The following is an 18,270-nucleotide window of genomic DNA, read 5'->3' as shown; positions in this document are numbered from 1 at the left end:
TATGTCGATGGGCTACGCGCTGACGGAGCGATACCCGATCGACGACAACTGCAAGCCGACCGCGAAGTACGGTACGCTCGGACTGTTCAAGGCGACTCAAATTCCGCCCGAGATCAAGGCGATCGTCGTCGAAAAGCCCGGTCTCGACCTCGCCAACGGCGCGATCGGTATCGGAGAGATCACCTCGATCCCTACCGCTCCCGCGATCGCCGAGGCGTATTATCAGCTCGACGGAGAAAGGCGGTTCTCGCTTCCGCTCGAGAACACGCCCTACGCAAAGAAAAAATAAAAGGCTCCCTGTAGGAAGGGAGCAGGAATAGTGTCATTCCCTGTTTGTGGGATTGCCACGGGCTAAAGCCCTCGCAATGACAGCGGGTCTATTCTGTCGGAGATATCCCTCGGAGTATCGATGTCAGAGAGTTCCGATGCGGAGACCTCAAATAAAAGCAGATCGTCCTCATGCTGCTTGATGACCGCTCTGCCGCCCCTGTCGCCCGACAGTCGGCACAGCTCGTCAAAGTACTTTTCGGGGAAGATACAGGGATTCCCCCTTTTCCCGTCGCTGCTCATGCTGACGATATGCTCGGGATTTTCACAGAACAGATCGAGCATCGACGATACGCTCCCGCGCCTGAGCCACGGCTGGTCGGCGACTTGATAAAGGATACCGTCACAGGCGTCTTTCAGCGCATTGGTGCCGAGCATGACGCTATGACTGATACCGAGATCAGGACGGCGGTTGACGATCGCCCGATAGCCGTATCGTTCGGCAAGATGGACGATGCTCTCATATTGCGTGACGACCGCGACCGCGCTGAACCGCTCTGCGGGGATCGCTTCAAGCGCTCGCTCGATCATCATTTTTCCGTCGATCTCAACAAGCAGCTTGTTGTTGCCGAAGCGGGTTGAATTGCCCGCGGCGAGTATCACACACCCGAGCGTGAGCTGATCTGAGGTTTTCACATCATCACATCCTTTGAAACCATCTTACAGGATTCAAAGTTTGATGTCAAGAATAGCAATCATATTACCATTATCATTCCTTCTGAGGAGGGGTTGGCATGAATAAAGTCGGACAAAGCGAAGTCAGAGTTGACGGCTATGATAAAGCGACCGGCAGAACTAAATATTATGAGGATCGTATGCCCGCCGACGCGCTGTATGTGCGTATCAAGCACGCGGAAAAGGCGCACGCGATCGTCAAGTCGATCGACACTGCGGCGGCTTTGGCGATCCCCGGGGTCGTCAAGGTGCTCACCTGCTTTGACGTGCCCGATATCACCTTCCCTACGGCGGGTCACCCGTGGTCGATGGACCCCGGTCATCAGGACGTCGCGGACAGAAAGCTCCTGAATACCCACGTCCGCTACTGGGGCGACGATATCGCCGTCGTCATCGCCGATAACGAGGTCGCCGCCATGCAGGGCGTCAGAGCGCTGACGGTGGAATATGAAGAACTGCCGTTCGTCCTCGACGTACAAAAGGCGATGGAGGACGGCGCTCCGCAGCTGCATGAACGCTTCCCCAACAATATCCTCAAGCATACGAGCAACCGTTTCGGCGACTATCAGAGCGCGATCAAGGAAGAAGGGCTGATCAAGGTCGAGGGTTGGTATGAGACCCCGACCGTCCAGCACTGCCATATCGAGAACCACGGCTGTTACGCCTATGAGGAGAACGGCCGTATCGTCGTCGTATCATCGACCCAGATCCCGCATATCATCCGCCGCGTCGTCGGTCAGGCTCTCGGCAGACCGTGGGGCGATATCCGCGTCATCAAGCCGTATATCGGCGGCGGTTTCGGCAACAAGCAGGACGCTTTGTACGAGCCGCTGTGCGCGTGGTGCACGACTCAGATGGGCGGACGGTGCGTGCGTATCGACTGTTCGAGAGAAGAGACCTTTGTGTCCAACCGCGTCCGCCACGCGATCCGTTTCCATATCGTTACATGGCTGCGGCATGATGGCACGATCGCCGCGAGAAAGGTAGAGTGCTTCTCCAATCAGGGCGCTTACGCTTCTCACGGCCATTCCATCGTCGCTAAGGCGATGGGCTCCTTCCACCAGCATTATCCCTGCCCGAATATGGAGGAAGACAGCTACACGGTATTCACCAACAAACCCGCCGCGGGAGCGATGCGCGGCTACGGTATGCCGCAGGCTTCCTTTGCGGATGAATCCAATATCGACGAATGCGCTCACGCCGTCGGTATGGACCCGATGGAGTTTCGGCGGCTGAACATCATGCCTAAAGGGTATAAGGACAACTTCTCGGGCAACGTCAACTATTACGACACCTACAGAGAGTGTATGAAAAAAGGCGCCGAAATCATTGATTATGAGCGCAAAATGAAAGAATATCAGCATCAGAGCGGTCCTGTCCGCCGCGGTATCGGTTTGGCGACCTTCTGGTACAATACCGCTGTCTATCCGATCTCGCTGGAGACTTCCTCTAACCGTATGCTGCTCAACCTCGACGGCACCGTCACCATGCAGTGCGGCGAGACAGAGATCGGTCAGGGCGCGGATACGGCTTACGCCCAGATGACCGCGCAGGCGATCGGTCTGAAAAGCTATAAGGACGTGCACGTTGTGTCCTGTCAGGATACCGACATCACACCGACGGGACTCGGCGCTTATGCTTCGCGCCAGACCTATGTCGCAGGCTTTTCGATCAAGCAGACGGCGGAACAGCTGAAAGAAAAGATCCTGAGCTACGCGTGTGAGGTGACCCGTCAGGCAGTCGCCAATATGGATATTACGGACGGCAATATCATTCGCAAGGGTGACGGTCAGGTGCTCATGAGCCTGAAAGAGCTGGCGATGACAGCCCAGTACAATCCCGTCCACAGCGAGCACATCACCGCCGAATCCACCTACACGATCCGCAACAACGCCTATTCCTTCGGCTGTACTTTTGCGGAGGTCGAGGTCGATATCGAAATGTGCAAAACAAAGCTGTTGAGGATCGTCAACGTCCACGACTGCGGCAACCTGATCAACCCCGCTCTTGCCGAAGCGCAGGTACACGGCGGTATGTCGATGGCGATCGGCTACGGCTTGAGCGAACAGCTGATCTTTGACGAAAAGACAGGCAGACCGCTGAACAACAACCTGCTCGACTACAAGCTGTCTACCTTTATGGATCACCCGAATCTCGAGGCGTATTTCATCGAGAATCCCGAGCCGACCTCGCCCTTCGGCACAAAGGCGCTCGGCGAGCCACCCGCCTGCTCGGGCGCTCCCGCAATCCGCAACGCGATCCTGAACGCGACAGGCGTTGCCATCAATCAGAACCCAATCAACCCGCATGTACTGTTCGCCCAGTTCAGCAAGGCGGGACTCATCAACGACCCATGGCAGGAAAAGGAGGGTTAAGCGATGTATGATATGAAAGCGCTGTATGAAGCGCAAAGCGTAGAGCACGCCGTAGCCTTGCGCCTTGAACACCCCGAAGCCCAGATCATCGCGGGTGGGTCGGACGTACTGGTACAGATGCGCGAGGGCAGACGCGCGGGCAAGGAGCTGATCTCGATCTACATGATCGATGAGATGCGCGGTATCACCATCGACGAGGACGAGAACATCAGGATCGGTTCGCTGACCAGCTTTTCGCACATCACGCGCGACCCGATCATTCAAAAATACATCAACGTCTTGGGCGAGGCGGTCGATCAGGTCGGCTCTCCCCAGATCAGAAATATCGGCACCATCGGCGGCAACACCTGCAACGGCGTGACCTCTGCCGACTCCGCCTCGACTCTCCACGCGTGGGAGGCGATCGTCGAGCTGACGGGCAAGAACGGCGTCAGGCGTATCCCGATCAAGGATTTTTACATCAAAGCGGGTACCGTGGATATTCGCGTTGAGGACGGCGAGATCCAGACCGCGATCCTGATCCCGAAAGTAAGCTACGAGAATACCTACGGTCACTATATCAAGTACGGTATGCGCAACGCGATGGAGATCGCCTCTCTCGGCTGCAGCGTGAACGTGCGGCTCAGCGAGGACAAAAGGACGATCGAGCGATGCCGCGTCGCTTACGGCGTAGCGGGTCCCGTACCGATGCGCGCGCCGAGCGCCGAAAGCGTCGCCAACGGCAGTACGATATCCGAATCACTGTTGGAGGATTTCTCCCTTGCCGTTCTCAAGGATATTAGCCCGCGCAACTCATGGCGAGCCAGCCGTGATTTCAGACTGCATATCGCTGTCGAAATGGCAAAACGCTGTCTGGAAGAATCCATCAAAAGAGCCGGAGGTGTGATCGAATGAGTCAGTATAAAGTAGTACACTGCAACATCAACGGCAAGGACGTCGAAAAGGTCGTGGACGTTTGCGCGTCCCTGACCGATATGCTGAGAAACGAGTATCACCTCACCTCCGTCAAAAAGGGCTGTGAGGTCGGCGAATGCGGTGCCTGCAACGTCCTGATCGACGGCGAGGCGTTCAACTCCTGTATTTACCTCGCCGTATGGGCGGAGGGAAAGCATATCCTGACCCTCGAGGGTTTAGCGGGTCCGAACGGCGAGCTGTCGGATATCCAGCAGGCGTTCATCGACGAAACGGCGATCCAGTGCGGCTTCTGCACTCCCGGCTTCATCATGACGGCAGTCGAGATATTGAACGCGAACACGCTGTATACGGACGAGGAGCTGAGAAAGCTGCTCTCAGGCCATCTGTGCCGCTGCACGGGCTATGAGAATATCCTCCGCGCCGTGAAAAAGACGATGTATCAACGACTGGGCAAGCCGATCGATTTTTAAAAAACCAATCAATAACAGATAAAAGAATCCCACCGATAGAGTTCAGCTCAATCGGTGGGAATTTTCATGTGAAAATGATTATTATAGACTCGTCGCTATTACTCCAAGCTGAGATAATCGTCGTCGGATACCGCTTCGCACCATTCGGTAGAGGCGTTCTCGCCCGCAATCTCCAGCGCTAAGTGAGCAAACCAGCTGTCCTTTGCCGCGCCGTGCCAGTGCTTGACGTTCGGCGGGATATTGACGATGGAGCCTTCGCGCAGGGCGACCGCTTCCTTGCCCTCTTCCTGATACCAGCCTTGTCCGCCGATACAGACGAGCATCTGACCGCCTCCCTGTGTCGCGTGGTGGATATGCCAGTTGTTGCGGCAGGAGGGCTCAAAGGTGACGTTGAACATCGGCACCTGCTCGCTTGACAGCGGCGCAAGATAGCTCTGACCGACAAAGTACTGACCGTAGGGATTTTCTTCGCCGATGGGGAAGAATATTTCTTTCTGGAATCTATCCTTGTCGCTCAAGGCGGGTGTTTCCTCGTTCCATACGTCCTTTGCCAGCCTGAACACCGCCCAGCCCTTCGGCCAGCCGACATACATGGTGGCGTGGGTGATGATGGCGGCGATCTCCTCTCTGGTCACGCCGTTGTTCTTCGCGTTCTGCAGGTGGTATACCAGGGACGAGTCGGTGATGCCCGACGCCATCAGCGATACGACGGTAATGATGCACTTGGTCTTGACGCTGATCGCCTCCTCGTTCCATACTTCTCCGAACAGCACGTCGTCGTTGAGGCGGGCGAACATCGGCGCGAATTCGCCGAGCTGATCTCTGCCCGCGGTCTGTTTGATCTTTTCACTCATATGATTATCTCCTTTGTCATCAGATTGTTTTGACAGTATAATCAGTCATCGCCCGTTGTCGCAAAGCGACAAACCGGGCGGGCATATAAATCTGTATAATAACCGATACGGTTATTATACCACATTCAGTCGGCAGGTTGGAATACCTTTGCCAAAAAATTATAGTAGCACTGCCCCCAAAATTCGCTGTCGTGACCGTAGCCCTGCGCGTAGTCGGTCTGATTTTTCACGCCGATCTCGTTGAGCTTGTCGCGATAGAGGAAGGTGCAGTCGATATTCCACGGGTCCTCGCTGCCTACCGCCATGTAGACGTAGTAGGGCGTGTTGCTTTCGTTCGGTTGGGGGAATTCCTGCATATACGGGTCAAACCAGTAGTTGGACGGATCGTCGCCTGTGGGGATAACATTCGCGTCGGGCGCGAAGCCGCCGATCCAGCCGAATTCATCGAGCCAGTTAAAGCCAATGCACAGCGACTTTGCGCCGCCCTCCGATACGCCTGCTACAGCGGTATCCTTGCGCTCGGTGCTGACAGGATAGGTCTGCTCGATAAAGGGCATGAGGTCGATCTTGATCTCGTCGATGACCTTGTCATAGATATATCTCAGCTCGCGAAAGGTCTTTTCCTCTTTATCGGCGAGCTTATCGGTATACATATCGATGCCGACGAGGATCATCGGGACCGTCAGCCCCTCGTTGAGCATATTGCCATACAGCAGAGTCAGATAAGAGTCCGTGCCGACATGGCTGTTGTGGTTTGCGTCAAAGCCGTGAACAACGTACATCACGGGATAGACCCTGCTCTCGTCAAAGCCCGCAGGCAGGAGGACGTTCACCTGCTTATCGTCGCCCGCGACGGTCGAATAGTAGGTCATGTCCTTGTCGAGCCTGCCGTAATCGACGCCGCTTTGCTTTTCAAACATGGAGGCGGGGATATCGTAGCGGTTCTCGGTTGCGTAAGGATCGCGGAAGATCGACTCAGCGCTTGCCGCCGTTTCCGCTGTCGCCGCAGACGGCGCGGAAGTCGCGGACGGTGCGGAAGTCGCGGACGATGCGGAAGTCGCGGACGGTGCGGAAGTTGCAGACAGGGCAGACGTCGCTTCATCTTTTGAAGCGGCAACATTCGCATTCGAGCAAGCGGTCAGTATAAGCGCGGAGATCATCAGCATGGCGATGATAGCGGTCAACAGTTTTTTCATATCGTCCTCCGTTGAATCAGTAAGTGAGCGTGATGGTAACGTTGCCGCCCGAAAGCAGCTCGGAAAGCTGAGCCTGCGATTTGTCGGTGATACGACCCAGTCGCGTGTAAGCCCATGAGTTAGAGCCGTAGAACACGACCATCTGATCGCCCGCGTACAGCATGATATCGCCTGCTTCGGTGGTCGTCTGGACGTCGTCCCGCGGCAGCTGTGTGCCGATCGAGCCGACCTGCTCAAAGCCGCCGTACATCGACATATCAATGGTGAGCGTCTGACCGTTACACAGCTCTTTGAGCGTATCCACTGCCGCGTTATCCTCCCACGCGACCGCGACGGCTGTGCCGTTGATCAGCATTTGCAGGTCGCCTGCCGGCGCGGGTTCTTCCTGAATGATCTCTGTCGCTATCTCAGGCGCGGCGGTCTCCATGGGAGTCGGTTCGGTTTGCGGTGCTTGTGTCACGGCGGTCATCTCCTGTGTTTCGGGTGATTTTGTCGGCGCTTGCGTGGCGCTGACGGTCGGTTGTGTTGCCTGTACGGTTGCGGTCGGTTTCGCTTTGTCAGCCGTATTGCCGCACGCCGTCAGTACAACTGTCAATGCGACTGCTAAGAGCAGGCAGAGTCGTTTTTTCATATCAGTCACTCCTTGTGGGTGAAAGGGGTCATACCATTTTTGAGAAGAATTCCTCCATCTTGTCAAAGGGAATGACGTCCGTGTTGTCGTACAGGTCGGTGTGTACCGCGTCGGGAATCAGCAGAAGCTCCTTGTTGTCGGCATATTTGCTGTCCTTGGTCATATTCTCAAAGGCGTCCTTGCCAAAGTAGCAGGAGTGCGCCTTTTCGCCGTGGATCACCAGAACGGCGGAGCGGATCTCGTCAGAGTATTGCAGGATCGGCTGATTCATAAAGGACAGACAGCCGATCGTGTTCCAGCCGTCGTTGGAGTTGAGCGAACGCTCATGATAAGCTCTGCCCTTGTAGTACTCGCTGTAGTCCTTGACGAAGAAAGGTACGTCCTCGGGTACGGGGAGCGGCAGACAGCCGCCGCCGCGGGAGTATGCGCCCTTTCTGTATTCTTCGGTCCTCGTATTGTTCAGCGCGACCTTTTTCTCATGGCGCTGTTCTTCACTGTTCTCAGAGTCAAAGTAGCCGTTCGCGTTCACGCGGGTCATATCGTACATGGTGGAGGCGACCGTCGCCTTGATACGGGTGTCGATCGCCGCCGCGTTCAGCGCCATGCCGCCCCAGCCGCAGATACCGATGATACCGATGCGCTCGGGGTCGACCTTGTCACAGCAGGACAGAAAGTCCACCGCCGCCTGAAAGTCCTCGGTGTTGATGTCGGGAGAAGCCATGTATCTCGGCGTACCGCCGCTCTCTCCCGTAAAGGACGGATCGAACGCGATGGTAAGAAAGCCTCTCTGTGCCATCGTCTGCGCGTACAGACCCGAGCACTGCTCCTTGACCGCGCCGAACGGACCGCATACCGCGATCGCGGGCAGTTTGCCGTCCGCGTTCTTCGGAACGTACATATCCGCCGCGAGGGTGATGCCGTAGCGGTTGACAAAGGTCACCTTGCTGTGATCGACCTTGTCGCTTTTCTCAAATGTCTTGTCCCATTCCTGTGTTAAAACTAAATCTGCTGTTTTCATCATGATGATGATCCTCCTTTGAATTGTCTGAGCAAATAATCCAAGTTGTCAACTTTTCTTTGTGTGATGTGCATTTCTTCCATCAGATCGCATCGGCACAGCCTCAGCCGCTTTTGCAGTTCCTCATTTTGACCCGCGTCGCTCAGCTTCTGCGCTAAATTGATCTCGTCCTTTGAAAGACCGATGTCGGTCAGTATCGCCGTCAGATCTTCATTCAACCATATCACCGTCCTCTTTCTTGACGATTTTATCTTACCATATTGATTTTGATTGCGCTAATGGTTATAATGAATATCAGGATATAACTTTTTGGAATATCAGGAGGACAATATGGAGATCAGAACGCTTCGATATTTTCTCGCCGTAGCGAGGGAGGAGAACATGACAAAGGCTGCGGAGCTGCTGCATGTGACCCAGCCTACCTTGTCCAAAGCCCTGCGGTCGCTGGAGGACGAGTTGGGCAAAAAGCTCTTTGAGCGCCACAGCTTCAGTATCTCGCTGACGGACGAGGGCATGCTCCTGCGCGACAGGGCAGAGGATCTGGTGACGATGGCGGACAAGATCGAGCGCGAGTTCCTCTCCCTCGACGATATCACGGGCGGCGACTTGTACTTAGGGCTTGCCGAATCCTATCAGATCCGCTATCTGGCGCGCGCGATCCGCTCGCTCAAGAACCTCTACCCGAGGCTGAATTATCACATCACCAGCGGCGACACGGAGCAGGTCACCGAAAAGCTCGACAAGGGCTTGCTCGATTTCGCCGTGCTGTGCGATACGCCCGACAAGAAAAAGTACGACTATATCGAGTTCCCCGAAGCGGACGTCTGGGGCGTTGTGATGCCCGCCGACTGTCCCTTGGCAAAGAAAAAGACCGTCCTCGTGGACGATCTTGTCGGTTTGCCGCTGTTCTGTTCTCAGCAGTCATGGAAAAACGATATCCCGCGATGGGCGGGGGAGCGTATGAGCAAGCTGAATCTTGAAGGCTCATTCCGTCTGGCGTATAACTCGTCTGTGTTCGTCAAAGAGGGGCTGGGCTATCTTTTGACCTTCGATAAGCTGATCAATACGTCAAAGCAGAGCGGGCTTGTGTTCCGTCCGCTTTCGCCGAAGCTCGAAACAAAGCTCTATCTGATCCGCAATAAGTATCAGGCGATGACCCCGATCGCGGAGAGGTTCATGGCGCAGATCGGCTGCTCCTTTGTCAAAACGGAGTAGTTTCCATATATCAAATCAGTCCTTGCCGTGACGGATCAGCGCGAGTTTCTCCTGCCTTGTCAGGTGCTTGATCTGATACTCCCTGCTCATCGCCTCCTGCTTTGTCCCGAATTCTTCAAAGTAGATCAGCTCGACAGGGCGGCGCGAGCGGGTGTATTTGGACGCAGTGCCCGCGTTGTGAGCGGCAAGACGCTTTTCGAGATCATTGGTCCAGCCGCAGTACAGCGAGCCGTCCCCGCATTGGAGAATATAAGTAAAATTGCCCTTTTCGGTTTGATGTTCCATAGGTTCACCTGTCGTTATCATCGTTCTGTATTGATGATACATCAAAAGCCAAAATTTGTCCAATAAAAGAAAATGCGGGCGACGTATTGACAAACCGCAAATCGGCTGATATAATAAACGTTAGGTTAGGCTAACTGCCTGACCTAAAATAATGCTCTCAGGTTAGCTTTAGCTAATCAAGTTAGCATGCAATAACACTTTGGAAGAGGGGATCGCTATGCCGCTCACCTTAGCCGTCATCGGCGAAGAAAACATTATTAAACGAATCGGCGGAAACGCGGAGGTACGGGCTCATCTGCAAAATTTAGGCTTCGTATCGGGCGCTGCCGTCACGGTCGTCAGCTCTATGGGCGGCAACCTGATCGTCAAAGTCAAAGATGCGCGCGTTGCGATCAGCAAGGAAATGGCGCAGAAGATCATGATATAATGAGGAGGTCACTATGAACACATTACGCGAAGTCCCGATCGGCAGTACCTGCAAGGTCAAGAAGCTCCACGGCGAGGGCGCCGTCAAGCGCCGTATCATGGATATGGGCATCACCAAGGGCGTCGAGATCAAGGTGCAGAAGGTCGCTCCCTTAGGCGACCCGATGGAAGTCACCGTACGCGGCTACCAGCTCTCGATCCGCAAGGCTGACGCCGCGATGGTAGAGGTAGAATGATCGGTGTGATCGCGCCTTTATCAAGTCGTTTACAGGCGATGTATCGGCGTGATCCACATATTTTTTAACTAACAGTTAGGGAACACTAACCAAGAAATGAGGTATGTAAATGAAAACCACGATCGCCTTAGCGGGCAACCCGAACAGCGGTAAAACCACCCTGTTCAACGCCCTGACAGGCTCGAATCAGTTCGTCGGCAACTGGCCCGGCGTAACGGTAGAGAAAAAGGAAGGCAAGCTCAAAAAGCACACCGACGTGACCATCACCGACCTGCCCGGTATCTATTCGCTCTCTCCCTACACGATGGAAGAGGTCGTCGCGCGTAACTACCTGATCGACTCGCGTCCCGACGCGATCCTCAATATCGTAGACGGTACCAACCTCGAGCGCAACCTGTACCTGACTACTCAGCTCTGTGAGCTGGGAATCCCCGTCGTCATCGCCATCAATATGATGGACGTCGTGGAGAAAACAGGCGTGAAGATCAACACGGCGGAGCTGAGCCGTCAGCTGGGCTGTAAGGTCGTCGAGATATCGGCGCTCAAGAGCAAGGGCGTTATCGAAGCCGCCGAAGTCGCGATCAAGGCGGCGGAGGAGAAGAAGCCCGTCCCGAAGCATCCCTTCGACGGCACGGTCGAGCACGCGATTGCTCATATCGAAGAAGCCTGCGTGCATGATATGCCCGAAGAACAGCAGCGCTGGTACGCGGTCAAGATCTTTGAGCGTGATGATAAGGTCATCGAAAAGCTCGGGCTTTCCTCCACGACCCTCGAGCATATCGAAAATGATATCAAGGCTGTCGAAGAAGAATATGACGACGACGCGGAGTCGATCATCACCAACGAGCGTTACGTCTATATCGGCAAGATCATCGACAGCGTGTATAAAAACAAGCAGAAGGCACAGCTCTCGACCTCTGACAAGATCGACAAGGTCGTCACCAACCGCTGGCTCGGTCTGCCGATCTTCATGGTCGTCATGTTCCTCGTGTACTACATCTCGATGGTCACCGTCGGTACGGCGGCGACCGACTGGGCAAACGACGGACTCTTCGGCGACGGTTTTCACCTGTTCGGTATCGGCACCGCCCAGTATGAGGAGCATGCCGAGGCGATCGGAGTGCTGACCGGTTCCGCAGAGGCGGCAGGAAATGAAGACCTGCTCTCGGCGCTCGATTCCGAGTCCGAAGAATACGATCCCGCCGCGGCGGTGACGCAGGTCAACAAATTCGCTTCTGACGTGAAGGATACCGATGAATTCACCTATGAAGTAGAAGACGAAGAGACCCTTGAGATAACCGAGGAAACCTCCACAGGCAAGGACGTCAAATCAGCCGCTGAGGTGTTTGCGAAAAACGAAGGCAAGCCCGACGATCCCGCTCAGTTCGGCGTATGGGTGCCCGGTATTCCTGCTATCGTCGGCGGTTGGCTGGAAGCCGCCAACGCTCCCGAGTGGCTGTCGAGCCTGATCCTTGACGGTATCATCGCGGGCGTGGGCGCGGTACTGGGCTTTGTACCGCAGATGCTCGTCCTCTTCCTCCTGCTCGCGTTCCTTGAAGCCTGCGGCTACATGGCGCGTATCGCCTTTGTACTCGACCGTATTTTCCGCCGTTTCGGTCTGTCGGGCAAGAGCTTCATCCCGATACTTATCGGAACCGGCTGCGGCATCCCCGGCATTATGGCGTCGCGTACCATCGAGAATGAACGCGACCGCCGCATGACCATCATGACTACCACCTTTATCCCCTGCGGCGCAAAGGTTCCCTTTATCTCGATGATCGCGGGCGTGATCTTCGGCGGCTCCGCGTGGGTCGCGACAAGCGCGTACTTCATCGGTATGGCGGCGATCATCATTTCGGGTATCATGCTCAAAAAGACCAAGCCCTTCGCGGGCGAGCCCGCTCCCTTCGTCATGGAGCTGCCCGCCTACCACTGGCCGACGCTCGGCAACGTCCTGCGCTCGATGTGGGAACGCGGCTGGTCATTCATCAAGAAGGCAGGCACCATCATTCTGCTGTCCACCATCGTTCTGTGGTTCCTCTCCCGCTTCGGCTGGGTCGACGGCAGCTTTACCATGCTGGGTGAAGAAGAGATCGGCAGCAGTATCCTCGCCACGATCGGCAACGCCATCTCCTGGATCTTCGCTCCGCTCGGCTGGGGCAACTGGCAGGCGACGGTCGCTTCTATCACCGGTCTGATCGCCAAGGAGAACATCGTCGGTACGATGGGCGTACTGTACGGTGGCGGAGAGCTCTCTACATGGGCGACGCTCGCGAGCGTGTTCACCGGCGTGACAGGCTTCTCGTTCCTCGTGTTCAACCTGCTGTGCGCTCCGTGCTTCGCGGCGATGGGCGCCATCAAGAGAGAGATGAACTCCGGCAAATGGACGGCGTTCGCCATCGCTTACCAGTGCGGCTTTGCGTATGTGATCGCTCTGTGCATCAACCAGATCGGAGGCGCGTTCACGGGTCATTTGAATGTGATCGGTCTGATCGTTTCCATCCTCCTGATCGCGGGTATGCTGTTCATGCTCTTCAAGCCCTATAAGGAAGCCAGCAAGCTGACCAAAAAGGTCAAGATAAAATAATCATCACGGTCAGGTTCTCAATGACCGTCCGATAAGAAGGAGTTGACATCATGTTTACATGGATATCAAATAACATCGGTACCATCATCATCTGTGCCGTATTGATAGCGATCGTGACGGCGATCATCGTCAGCATGGTCAGAAAGAAGAAGCAGGGCAAGGCGGTCGTCTGCAATTGCGGCAACTGCAAGGGCTGCGCGATGTCAGGCTCCTGTCATAAACAGTAAATCTCTTGCCATACAGGCGCCGAACGCTGTAACAGTGCTCGGCGCCTTTTTGTCATAAAAAGCGACCCGATAACTGATTCCATGTCAGCTATCGGGTCTGTTTTTGTGAAAATGATTGTCGAGTTTTATTGATGGATCTCCGCGATAGGAATATCAGGCTTGAAGGCGGGCATGAGCTGCAGCTTGAACAGATTGATCCTGTGCTTATAGTCGATCTTTTCTTTGATCGCGGGATCGTCGATCTCTCCCGTACGGATATAGCGGTCTAAAGCGGCGTAGGTGAAGCCGAGGTTATCCTCGTCAGTCTTGCCGCAAAGTCCGTCGGAGGGGGCTTTGTCTACCAGCTCCGCGGGCAGTCCCAAGAGTCTGCCGATCTGCTTCATCTCATCGACCGTCAAAAAGGAGCACGGGCTGAAATCGCCGACGCTGTCGCCGTAGCGGGTGGAGTAGCCTACCCAGTCCTCAGAGAGGTTGCAGGTGTTCGCGACGCGTCCGTTGTGGCTCTGCGATACAGCATACAGCGTTGCCATGCGGATGCGCGGCGGCAGGTTCTGCACGGTCTGCGCCGTCGGCTCAAAGGGGAGCTGTCTGATCACGCCCTCGTACGCGTCCTTGATATTGATGATATAGTGCTTGATGCCGAGGGTGTCGACTAAGAGCTGTGCCTTGTCGATGTCCGCCTGCTCGCCGTTGGGCATCAGCACGCCGATGACCCTGTCCTTGCCCAGCGCTTCTACGCATAACGCGGCGACGATCGAGCTGTCCTTACCGCCCGAGATACCGACGACGGCGTTACAGCCCTTGCCGTTTTCTTCAAAGAAATCGCGGATCCATTGTACACATTCGTTCTTGATTTTTTCAGCGTTAAACATGTTCATTCCTCACTTTACTTCGATTTGACAGCTTCTCATGGTCTCGAGCGCCGCCAGATGCTTTTCGGGGGTGACGCCCGCACAGCATGCGGAATCTACGCTTATGGGGCTCTCACAGAAGATCGCCTTCAAGAGCAGTGCGTTCGACACCACACAGATGTCGGTGCACAGACCGATCAGCTCAATATCACACGGCTCTCCCGCACAGGCGTTCATCACCATCGCGGGGAGCTGTGCCGCGCCGAAGGTGCCCTTCTCCACAGGGGTATAGCCCTTTTTCTCCAGAGCGGCGGCGACCGCTTTGTCAAGCTCCCAGCCCTCAGTGCCCTTGATACAATGCGGGACGGGCAGGTTCCTGCCCTCCATGGTCTGCATATAGTTCTCGCCGTGCGTGTCAAGTGTCGCGAAGATCTCGCCGTCAAATTCTTCGATCTTTTTTACGACCGAGGGGACGATCGAGACAGCCTCTTTGGTGCCCAGTGCTCCGTCCACAAAATCCTTTTGCATATCCACTACGATCAGAAAATGCTTCATTTAGTTTTCCTCCTGTACGGTAATGTTTTATTTGATAATAGTATATTGTCAAAGGCAAGTCAAGCGAAAATCACAGGATGATCTCCGCCTTACTGCCGCCTGCGCGATCCTTCGTGATGACGATCTGCCTGTCGATCTTCTCTTTGAGCTCGTTGACGTGCGAGATGATACCGACCAGACGGTTCCCCTCGCTCAGACTTGCCAGCGCGTTGATAGCGTTTCTCAGCGAGCCTTCGTCGAGAGTGCCGAAGCCCTCGTCAACGAACATCGTGTCGAGTCTGATCCCTCCCGCGGAGGACTGTACCTCGTCGGAGAGCCCGAGAGCGAGGGAGAGCGACGCCTTGAACTTTTCACCGCCCGAAAGACTGCCGACGGGACGCTGACTCCCGTTGTAATGGTCGATGACGTCGATATCTAGACCGCTCTGACTGCGTTTGTTGTCCGCCTCCACACGGCGTATCATTTCATACTGACCGCCCGACATCACCATCAGGCGCGTATTCGCGCGGGCGATCACGCGATCAAAGTAGGTCATCTGGATATACGCCTCGAGGGTGATCTTGTCCTTGCCCGCGATATCGCCGTTGGCGGTATCGGACAGCGCCTTGGTCAGCTGATATTGCTTCTCGAGCTTTTGAGCCTGAGTCTGTTTGGCGGCGATATTCTGCAGCGTATGATCGTTGGAGGAATATCGGTTGCTGACGATCTCCCGTTCGCGGTTGATGACGTTCTTCTGCTCCGTCAGGTCGGCTTTTTCGACTGTGAGCTTCTTTCCATCAAGCTGTTCCGAGTCCGCGATCTGCGCTTTCAGCTGTTTTTGCTTGCCGATCAGCTGTTCAAGTATCTGCTTCTGATCGCCAAGCTTTTTCTGCGCATCCTCCAAGGACTTTTTCAGCAGAGCGATCCTGCCTTCGAGCGTGAGGAGATACTCTGTTGCCTGTTGCTTGGTGTCGAACCGTAAGCCCTCTTTCAGCTCTTTGACCTGCTTAGAGAGCTGTAGCTTTGTCGCAGAGCTTGCGGAGAGCTCTTTCTCCGTATCGGCGAACTGTGCCTGCAGGGAATCGATCGATTCCTGTTTTTCGGGGATCAGTGTTTCGAGCTTGTCCTTTCGTTGTTCTTTATCGCTGAGAATTTGGATCTGCGCTGTCAGCTCGTTCATCTTATCCGACAATTCGGCGATCCGCTTTTCAAGCAGTTCCTTTGCCTCTGACAGCTCCGCTTCTATCCCATTCTCGCTGAGCCGCTTTTTGAGCGAATCCTTCTGCGCTTCTGCCATGCCCCTGAGCTTCGCGCATTCCGAACTGAGCTTTTGAGCGGATTCCTGAGCGGTATCGGCTTCTTTTTTTGCGTCCTTCAACTCTTTTTCGGTGGGCGCATGTGAAGATTTTTCGGCAGGGGACGGGTGAGAGGTCGCCCCGCATACGGGGCATGGTTCACCGTCGCGCAAGCTTTCCGCAAGAATACCCGCCTGCTCGCGCAGGAAAGCGACGTTCAGCTCGTTGTATTTTCTCGCGCACTGTTCGGCGACGGCGATCGACCTGTTACATGACTCTTGTAATGTTTCAAGTGCTTCGATATCCGTCTCATGATCTCCGATCATCCGCTTGATACCGTTCAGGTCAGATCGCTTTTTATCAGCTTCCTGCTGTTTTGTTTCGAGCCTGAGCCTGTCCTCTTTCACGCCCGCTAAAGCGGACTTTTCCTCTTTGAGAGCGGACAGATTCTCTTTTTCTGTCTTGATGGTGTGATCCAGCCGCTCCTTTGTCTTTGCGGCTGTTTTGATTTTTTCTTCAAGCGTTACGAGTGATCGCGCAAGTTCGTCGTATTTCTCATAGTCGGGCATTTCGGCGTTGAGCTTGCCGACCTCCGCCGTGAGGGAGTCGACCTCCTGATACGCCTCTTGCGCCTGATCCGCTTTTTCTTTCAGGTCGTTCAGCTTTTCCGTCTCGTCGGCGATCTGCTGTTTCACCGTTTCCGCGGAGGCTTTTGCCTTGTTGTATTCGTCGACCTTGCCGAGCGCCGCGTTCAGCACGGCGAGCTTTTGATCGATAGCATCCAGCTTTTCGTCAAGCGCTTTCATGCTGTCGAGATCGGCGCGGTTGAGCTTTTCGATTAGTGATACGGTTTCGCTGATCGGCAGCTCCTGTCGTTTTGCTTTGTCAACGAGCGCAAAATCATCGCTGTCGTCCGCACAGCTGATCCCGCCGATATATTGATGGATACTGTTGTTCACGTCGTCCAGACGGCGCTTTGCCTGTATGAATTCGCCCTTCAGCTTCTGCTGAAGGCTTTCGTAGTTTTCGGTCTTAAAGATCTGCCGAAAGATTTTTTTGCGTTCATCGGTAGAGGCGAGCAGCAGCTTTTTGAAGTCGCCCTGCGCGATCATCGCGATCTGCATGAACTGTCGGCTGTCAAGTCCGATGATCCGGTAGATCATGTCGTCGACCTCCGACCGTCTGGCGATCACCTTGTTATCGGGCATTTTTAGCTCACAGTCAGCGCTCTCTTTGGTGAACCCTTCACCGCGTGATTTCGGGCGCATATATTCGGGATTGCGCTTGATGCGATATTCCTTGCCGCCGCATTGAAAGCGTAATTCGACATAAGTCGGCGTGTCGGGAGCGGCGTATTTGGAACGCAGCATCGAGGGCACGCGTTCTTCACTGCCGGTCCTGCCGTACAGCGCATACACGATCGCGTCGAAGATGGTCGTCTTGCCCGCGCCCGTATCGCCTGTGATCAGGTACAGCCCGCTGTTGCCCAGCTTGTCAAAATCAATGGTAGTTACTCCCGCGTATGGTCCGAACGCGGACATCGTCAGTTTGATCGGTCTCATGTCAGTCCTCCCATACGCTTTCGATGATATTTTGCAGATAGGTCTGCTGTTCCTCGGTCAACTCCTGACCGTTCTGTGTGCGGTAGAAGTCTCCGAACAGCTCGAGCGGCGACTTTGTTTCCACCTGCGCTTCGGGCAGCAATTCGCCGTTCGCGCGGGTGCGCTGATTGTCATAATCGAGCTTCATCAGGTTATGATAGATCGTTCTGAGCTTGCCGACTGCGTCAGGGATATCCTCCTCGTCGGTCAGGGTGATGTGGACGTAGTCCTCCTGCAAAGAGGCGCCGTCATAATAACTCTTCGCCGTCAGCTCGTCATAAGCGCCCCTGATCTCGACCATATCGTGCAGGGGAGTCAGCGGAACGGTGCGGATAGTGAGCTCGCCGTTTTCCGACAACTCTCCGACAGTCACGGATTTCTGATCATTCGCTTCCGAGAAGGAGTATTTCAGCGGCGTACCGCAGTAGCGGATCTTCTTACTGCCGCAGTTCTGCGGACGGTGGATATGTCCTAAGGCGACATAGTCAAAGTCAGCAAAGATCTCCGCGTCGATGTTGTCCGTGCCGCCGACAGAGATATCCTCGGATTCGG

19 protein-coding genes and 1 pseudogene are annotated in these 18,270 nt (G+C 55.0%); 9 read left to right on the top strand and 11 right to left on the bottom strand.

Annotated features, from left to right (window positions below; translation table 11 throughout):
* Positions 1-289 (top strand): annotated as a pseudogene (locus JKK62_RS01570) (selenium-dependent xanthine dehydrogenase); the annotation flags it as partial.
* Between the two features lie 62 nt (positions 290-351).
* Here the strand turns inward: JKK62_RS01570 and JKK62_RS01565 are convergent.
* Positions 352-963 (bottom strand): nucleotidyltransferase family protein, encoded by a 612-nt coding sequence (locus JKK62_RS01565; protein WP_201426661.1) that lies wholly within the window; start codon positions 961-963, stop codon positions 352-354.
* Between the two features lie 98 nt (positions 964-1,061).
* Here JKK62_RS01565 and xdhA point away from each other — a divergent pair, with 98 nt between their 5' ends.
* The 3 genes from xdhA to xdhC are packed head-to-tail and all read left to right on the top strand — an operon-like array spanning position 1,062 to position 4,762.
* Positions 1,062-3,377, top strand: a complete 2,316-nt coding sequence (gene xdhA / locus JKK62_RS01560; protein ID WP_201426660.1) for a xanthine dehydrogenase subunit XdhA — start codon at positions 1,062-1,064, stop codon at positions 3,375-3,377.
* A 3-nt stretch (positions 3,378-3,380) separates the two neighbouring features.
* The gene (xdhB, locus tag JKK62_RS01555) at positions 3,381-4,271 is read left to right on the top strand and encodes a xanthine dehydrogenase subunit XdhB (protein ID WP_201426659.1); all 891 of its coding nucleotides are present in this window, start codon (positions 3,381-3,383) and stop codon (positions 4,269-4,271) included.
* On the top strand, positions 4,268-4,762 hold the full coding sequence (gene xdhC, locus JKK62_RS01550) for a xanthine dehydrogenase subunit XdhC (protein ID WP_201426658.1): 495 nt from the start codon (positions 4,268-4,270) through the stop codon (positions 4,760-4,762). The genes xdhB and xdhC overlap by 4 nt, the downstream gene beginning before the upstream one ends.
* A gap of 98 nt (positions 4,763-4,860) precedes the next feature.
* Here xdhC and JKK62_RS01545 read toward each other — a convergent pair whose 3' ends face one another.
* From JKK62_RS01545 to JKK62_RS01525, 5 genes are all read right to left on the bottom strand, one after another.
* A complete protein-coding gene (locus JKK62_RS01545) occupies positions 4,861-5,616 on the bottom strand; it encodes a carboxymuconolactone decarboxylase family protein (protein ID WP_201426657.1) in 756 nt (251 codons plus the stop codon).
* A 125-nt stretch (positions 5,617-5,741) separates the two neighbouring features.
* Positions 5,742-6,812, bottom strand: a complete 1,071-nt coding sequence (locus tag JKK62_RS01540) for an alpha/beta hydrolase (RefSeq protein ID WP_201426656.1) — start codon at positions 6,810-6,812, stop codon at positions 5,742-5,744.
* A 16-nt stretch (positions 6,813-6,828) separates the two neighbouring features.
* Positions 6,829-7,443: a cyclophilin-like fold protein gene (locus JKK62_RS01535; protein WP_201426655.1), complete on the bottom strand. Its 615-nt coding sequence runs from the start codon at positions 7,441-7,443 to the stop codon at positions 6,829-6,831.
* 28 nt (positions 7,444-7,471) lie between these two features.
* A complete protein-coding gene (locus JKK62_RS01530) occupies positions 7,472-8,461 on the bottom strand; it encodes an alpha/beta hydrolase (protein WP_366502824.1) in 990 nt (329 codons plus the stop codon).
* The gene (locus JKK62_RS01525; protein ID WP_201426653.1) at positions 8,461-8,679 is read right to left on the bottom strand and encodes a hypothetical protein; all 219 of its coding nucleotides are present in this window, start codon (positions 8,677-8,679) and stop codon (positions 8,461-8,463) included. Before JKK62_RS01525 ends, JKK62_RS01530 begins: the two co-directional genes overlap by 1 nt.
* Before the next feature lie 112 nt (positions 8,680-8,791).
* On the opposite strand from JKK62_RS01525, the gene JKK62_RS01520 reads away from it, so the two are divergent.
* Positions 8,792-9,676 (top strand): LysR family transcriptional regulator, encoded by an 885-nt coding sequence (locus JKK62_RS01520; RefSeq protein WP_201426652.1) that lies wholly within the window; start codon positions 8,792-8,794, stop codon positions 9,674-9,676.
* A 15-nt stretch (positions 9,677-9,691) separates the two neighbouring features.
* Here the strand turns inward: JKK62_RS01520 and JKK62_RS01515 are convergent, their stop codons facing one another.
* Entirely contained in the window at positions 9,692-9,961 is a 270-nt protein-coding gene (locus tag JKK62_RS01515; protein WP_201426651.1) for a GIY-YIG nuclease family protein, read from the bottom strand.
* Between the two features lie 217 nt (positions 9,962-10,178).
* On the opposite strand from JKK62_RS01515, the gene JKK62_RS01510 reads away from it, so the two are divergent.
* The 4 genes from JKK62_RS01510 to JKK62_RS01495 all read left to right on the top strand — a co-directional run bounded on the left by JKK62_RS01510 (position 10,179) and on the right by JKK62_RS01495 (position 13,437).
* On the top strand, positions 10,179-10,388 hold the full coding sequence (locus JKK62_RS01510) for a FeoA family protein (RefSeq protein ID WP_201426650.1): 210 nt from the start codon (positions 10,179-10,181) through the stop codon (positions 10,386-10,388).
* 13 nt (positions 10,389-10,401) lie between these two features.
* The gene (locus tag JKK62_RS01505; protein WP_201426649.1) at positions 10,402-10,623 is read left to right on the top strand and encodes a FeoA family protein; all 222 of its coding nucleotides are present in this window, start codon (positions 10,402-10,404) and stop codon (positions 10,621-10,623) included.
* Between the two features lie 109 nt (positions 10,624-10,732).
* The gene (gene feoB / locus JKK62_RS01500; protein WP_201426648.1) at positions 10,733-13,210 is read left to right on the top strand and encodes a ferrous iron transporter B; all 2,478 of its coding nucleotides are present in this window, start codon (positions 10,733-10,735) and stop codon (positions 13,208-13,210) included.
* A 50-nt stretch (positions 13,211-13,260) separates the two neighbouring features.
* Positions 13,261-13,437 (top strand): FeoB-associated Cys-rich membrane protein, encoded by a 177-nt coding sequence (locus JKK62_RS01495; protein WP_201426647.1) that lies wholly within the window; start codon positions 13,261-13,263, stop codon positions 13,435-13,437.
* A gap of 125 nt (positions 13,438-13,562) precedes the next feature.
* On the opposite strand, the gene nadE is transcribed toward JKK62_RS01495, so the two are convergent.
* The 4 genes from nadE to JKK62_RS01475 all read right to left on the bottom strand — a co-directional run.
* Positions 13,563-14,309, bottom strand: coding sequence for an NAD(+) synthase (nadE, locus tag JKK62_RS01490; protein WP_366502820.1), 747 nt, complete (start codon positions 14,307-14,309; stop codon positions 13,563-13,565).
* A gap of 9 nt (positions 14,310-14,318) precedes the next feature.
* Complete coding sequence (locus tag JKK62_RS01485) at positions 14,319-14,843, bottom strand: cysteine hydrolase family protein (RefSeq protein WP_201426645.1); 525 nt, start codon at positions 14,841-14,843, stop codon at positions 14,319-14,321.
* Between the two features lie 70 nt (positions 14,844-14,913).
* A complete protein-coding gene (locus JKK62_RS01480; RefSeq protein WP_201426644.1) occupies positions 14,914-17,679 on the bottom strand; it encodes an AAA family ATPase in 2,766 nt (921 codons plus the stop codon).
* 1 nt (position 17,680) lies between these two features.
* Positions 17,681-18,270: exonuclease SbcCD subunit D (locus tag JKK62_RS01475; RefSeq protein WP_201426643.1), on the bottom strand; the 590-nt coding region annotated here is incomplete at its 5' end.

The organism is Ruminococcus difficilis, assembly GCF_016680995.1.
This window is presented reverse-complemented; position numbering and strand designations above follow the sequence as displayed.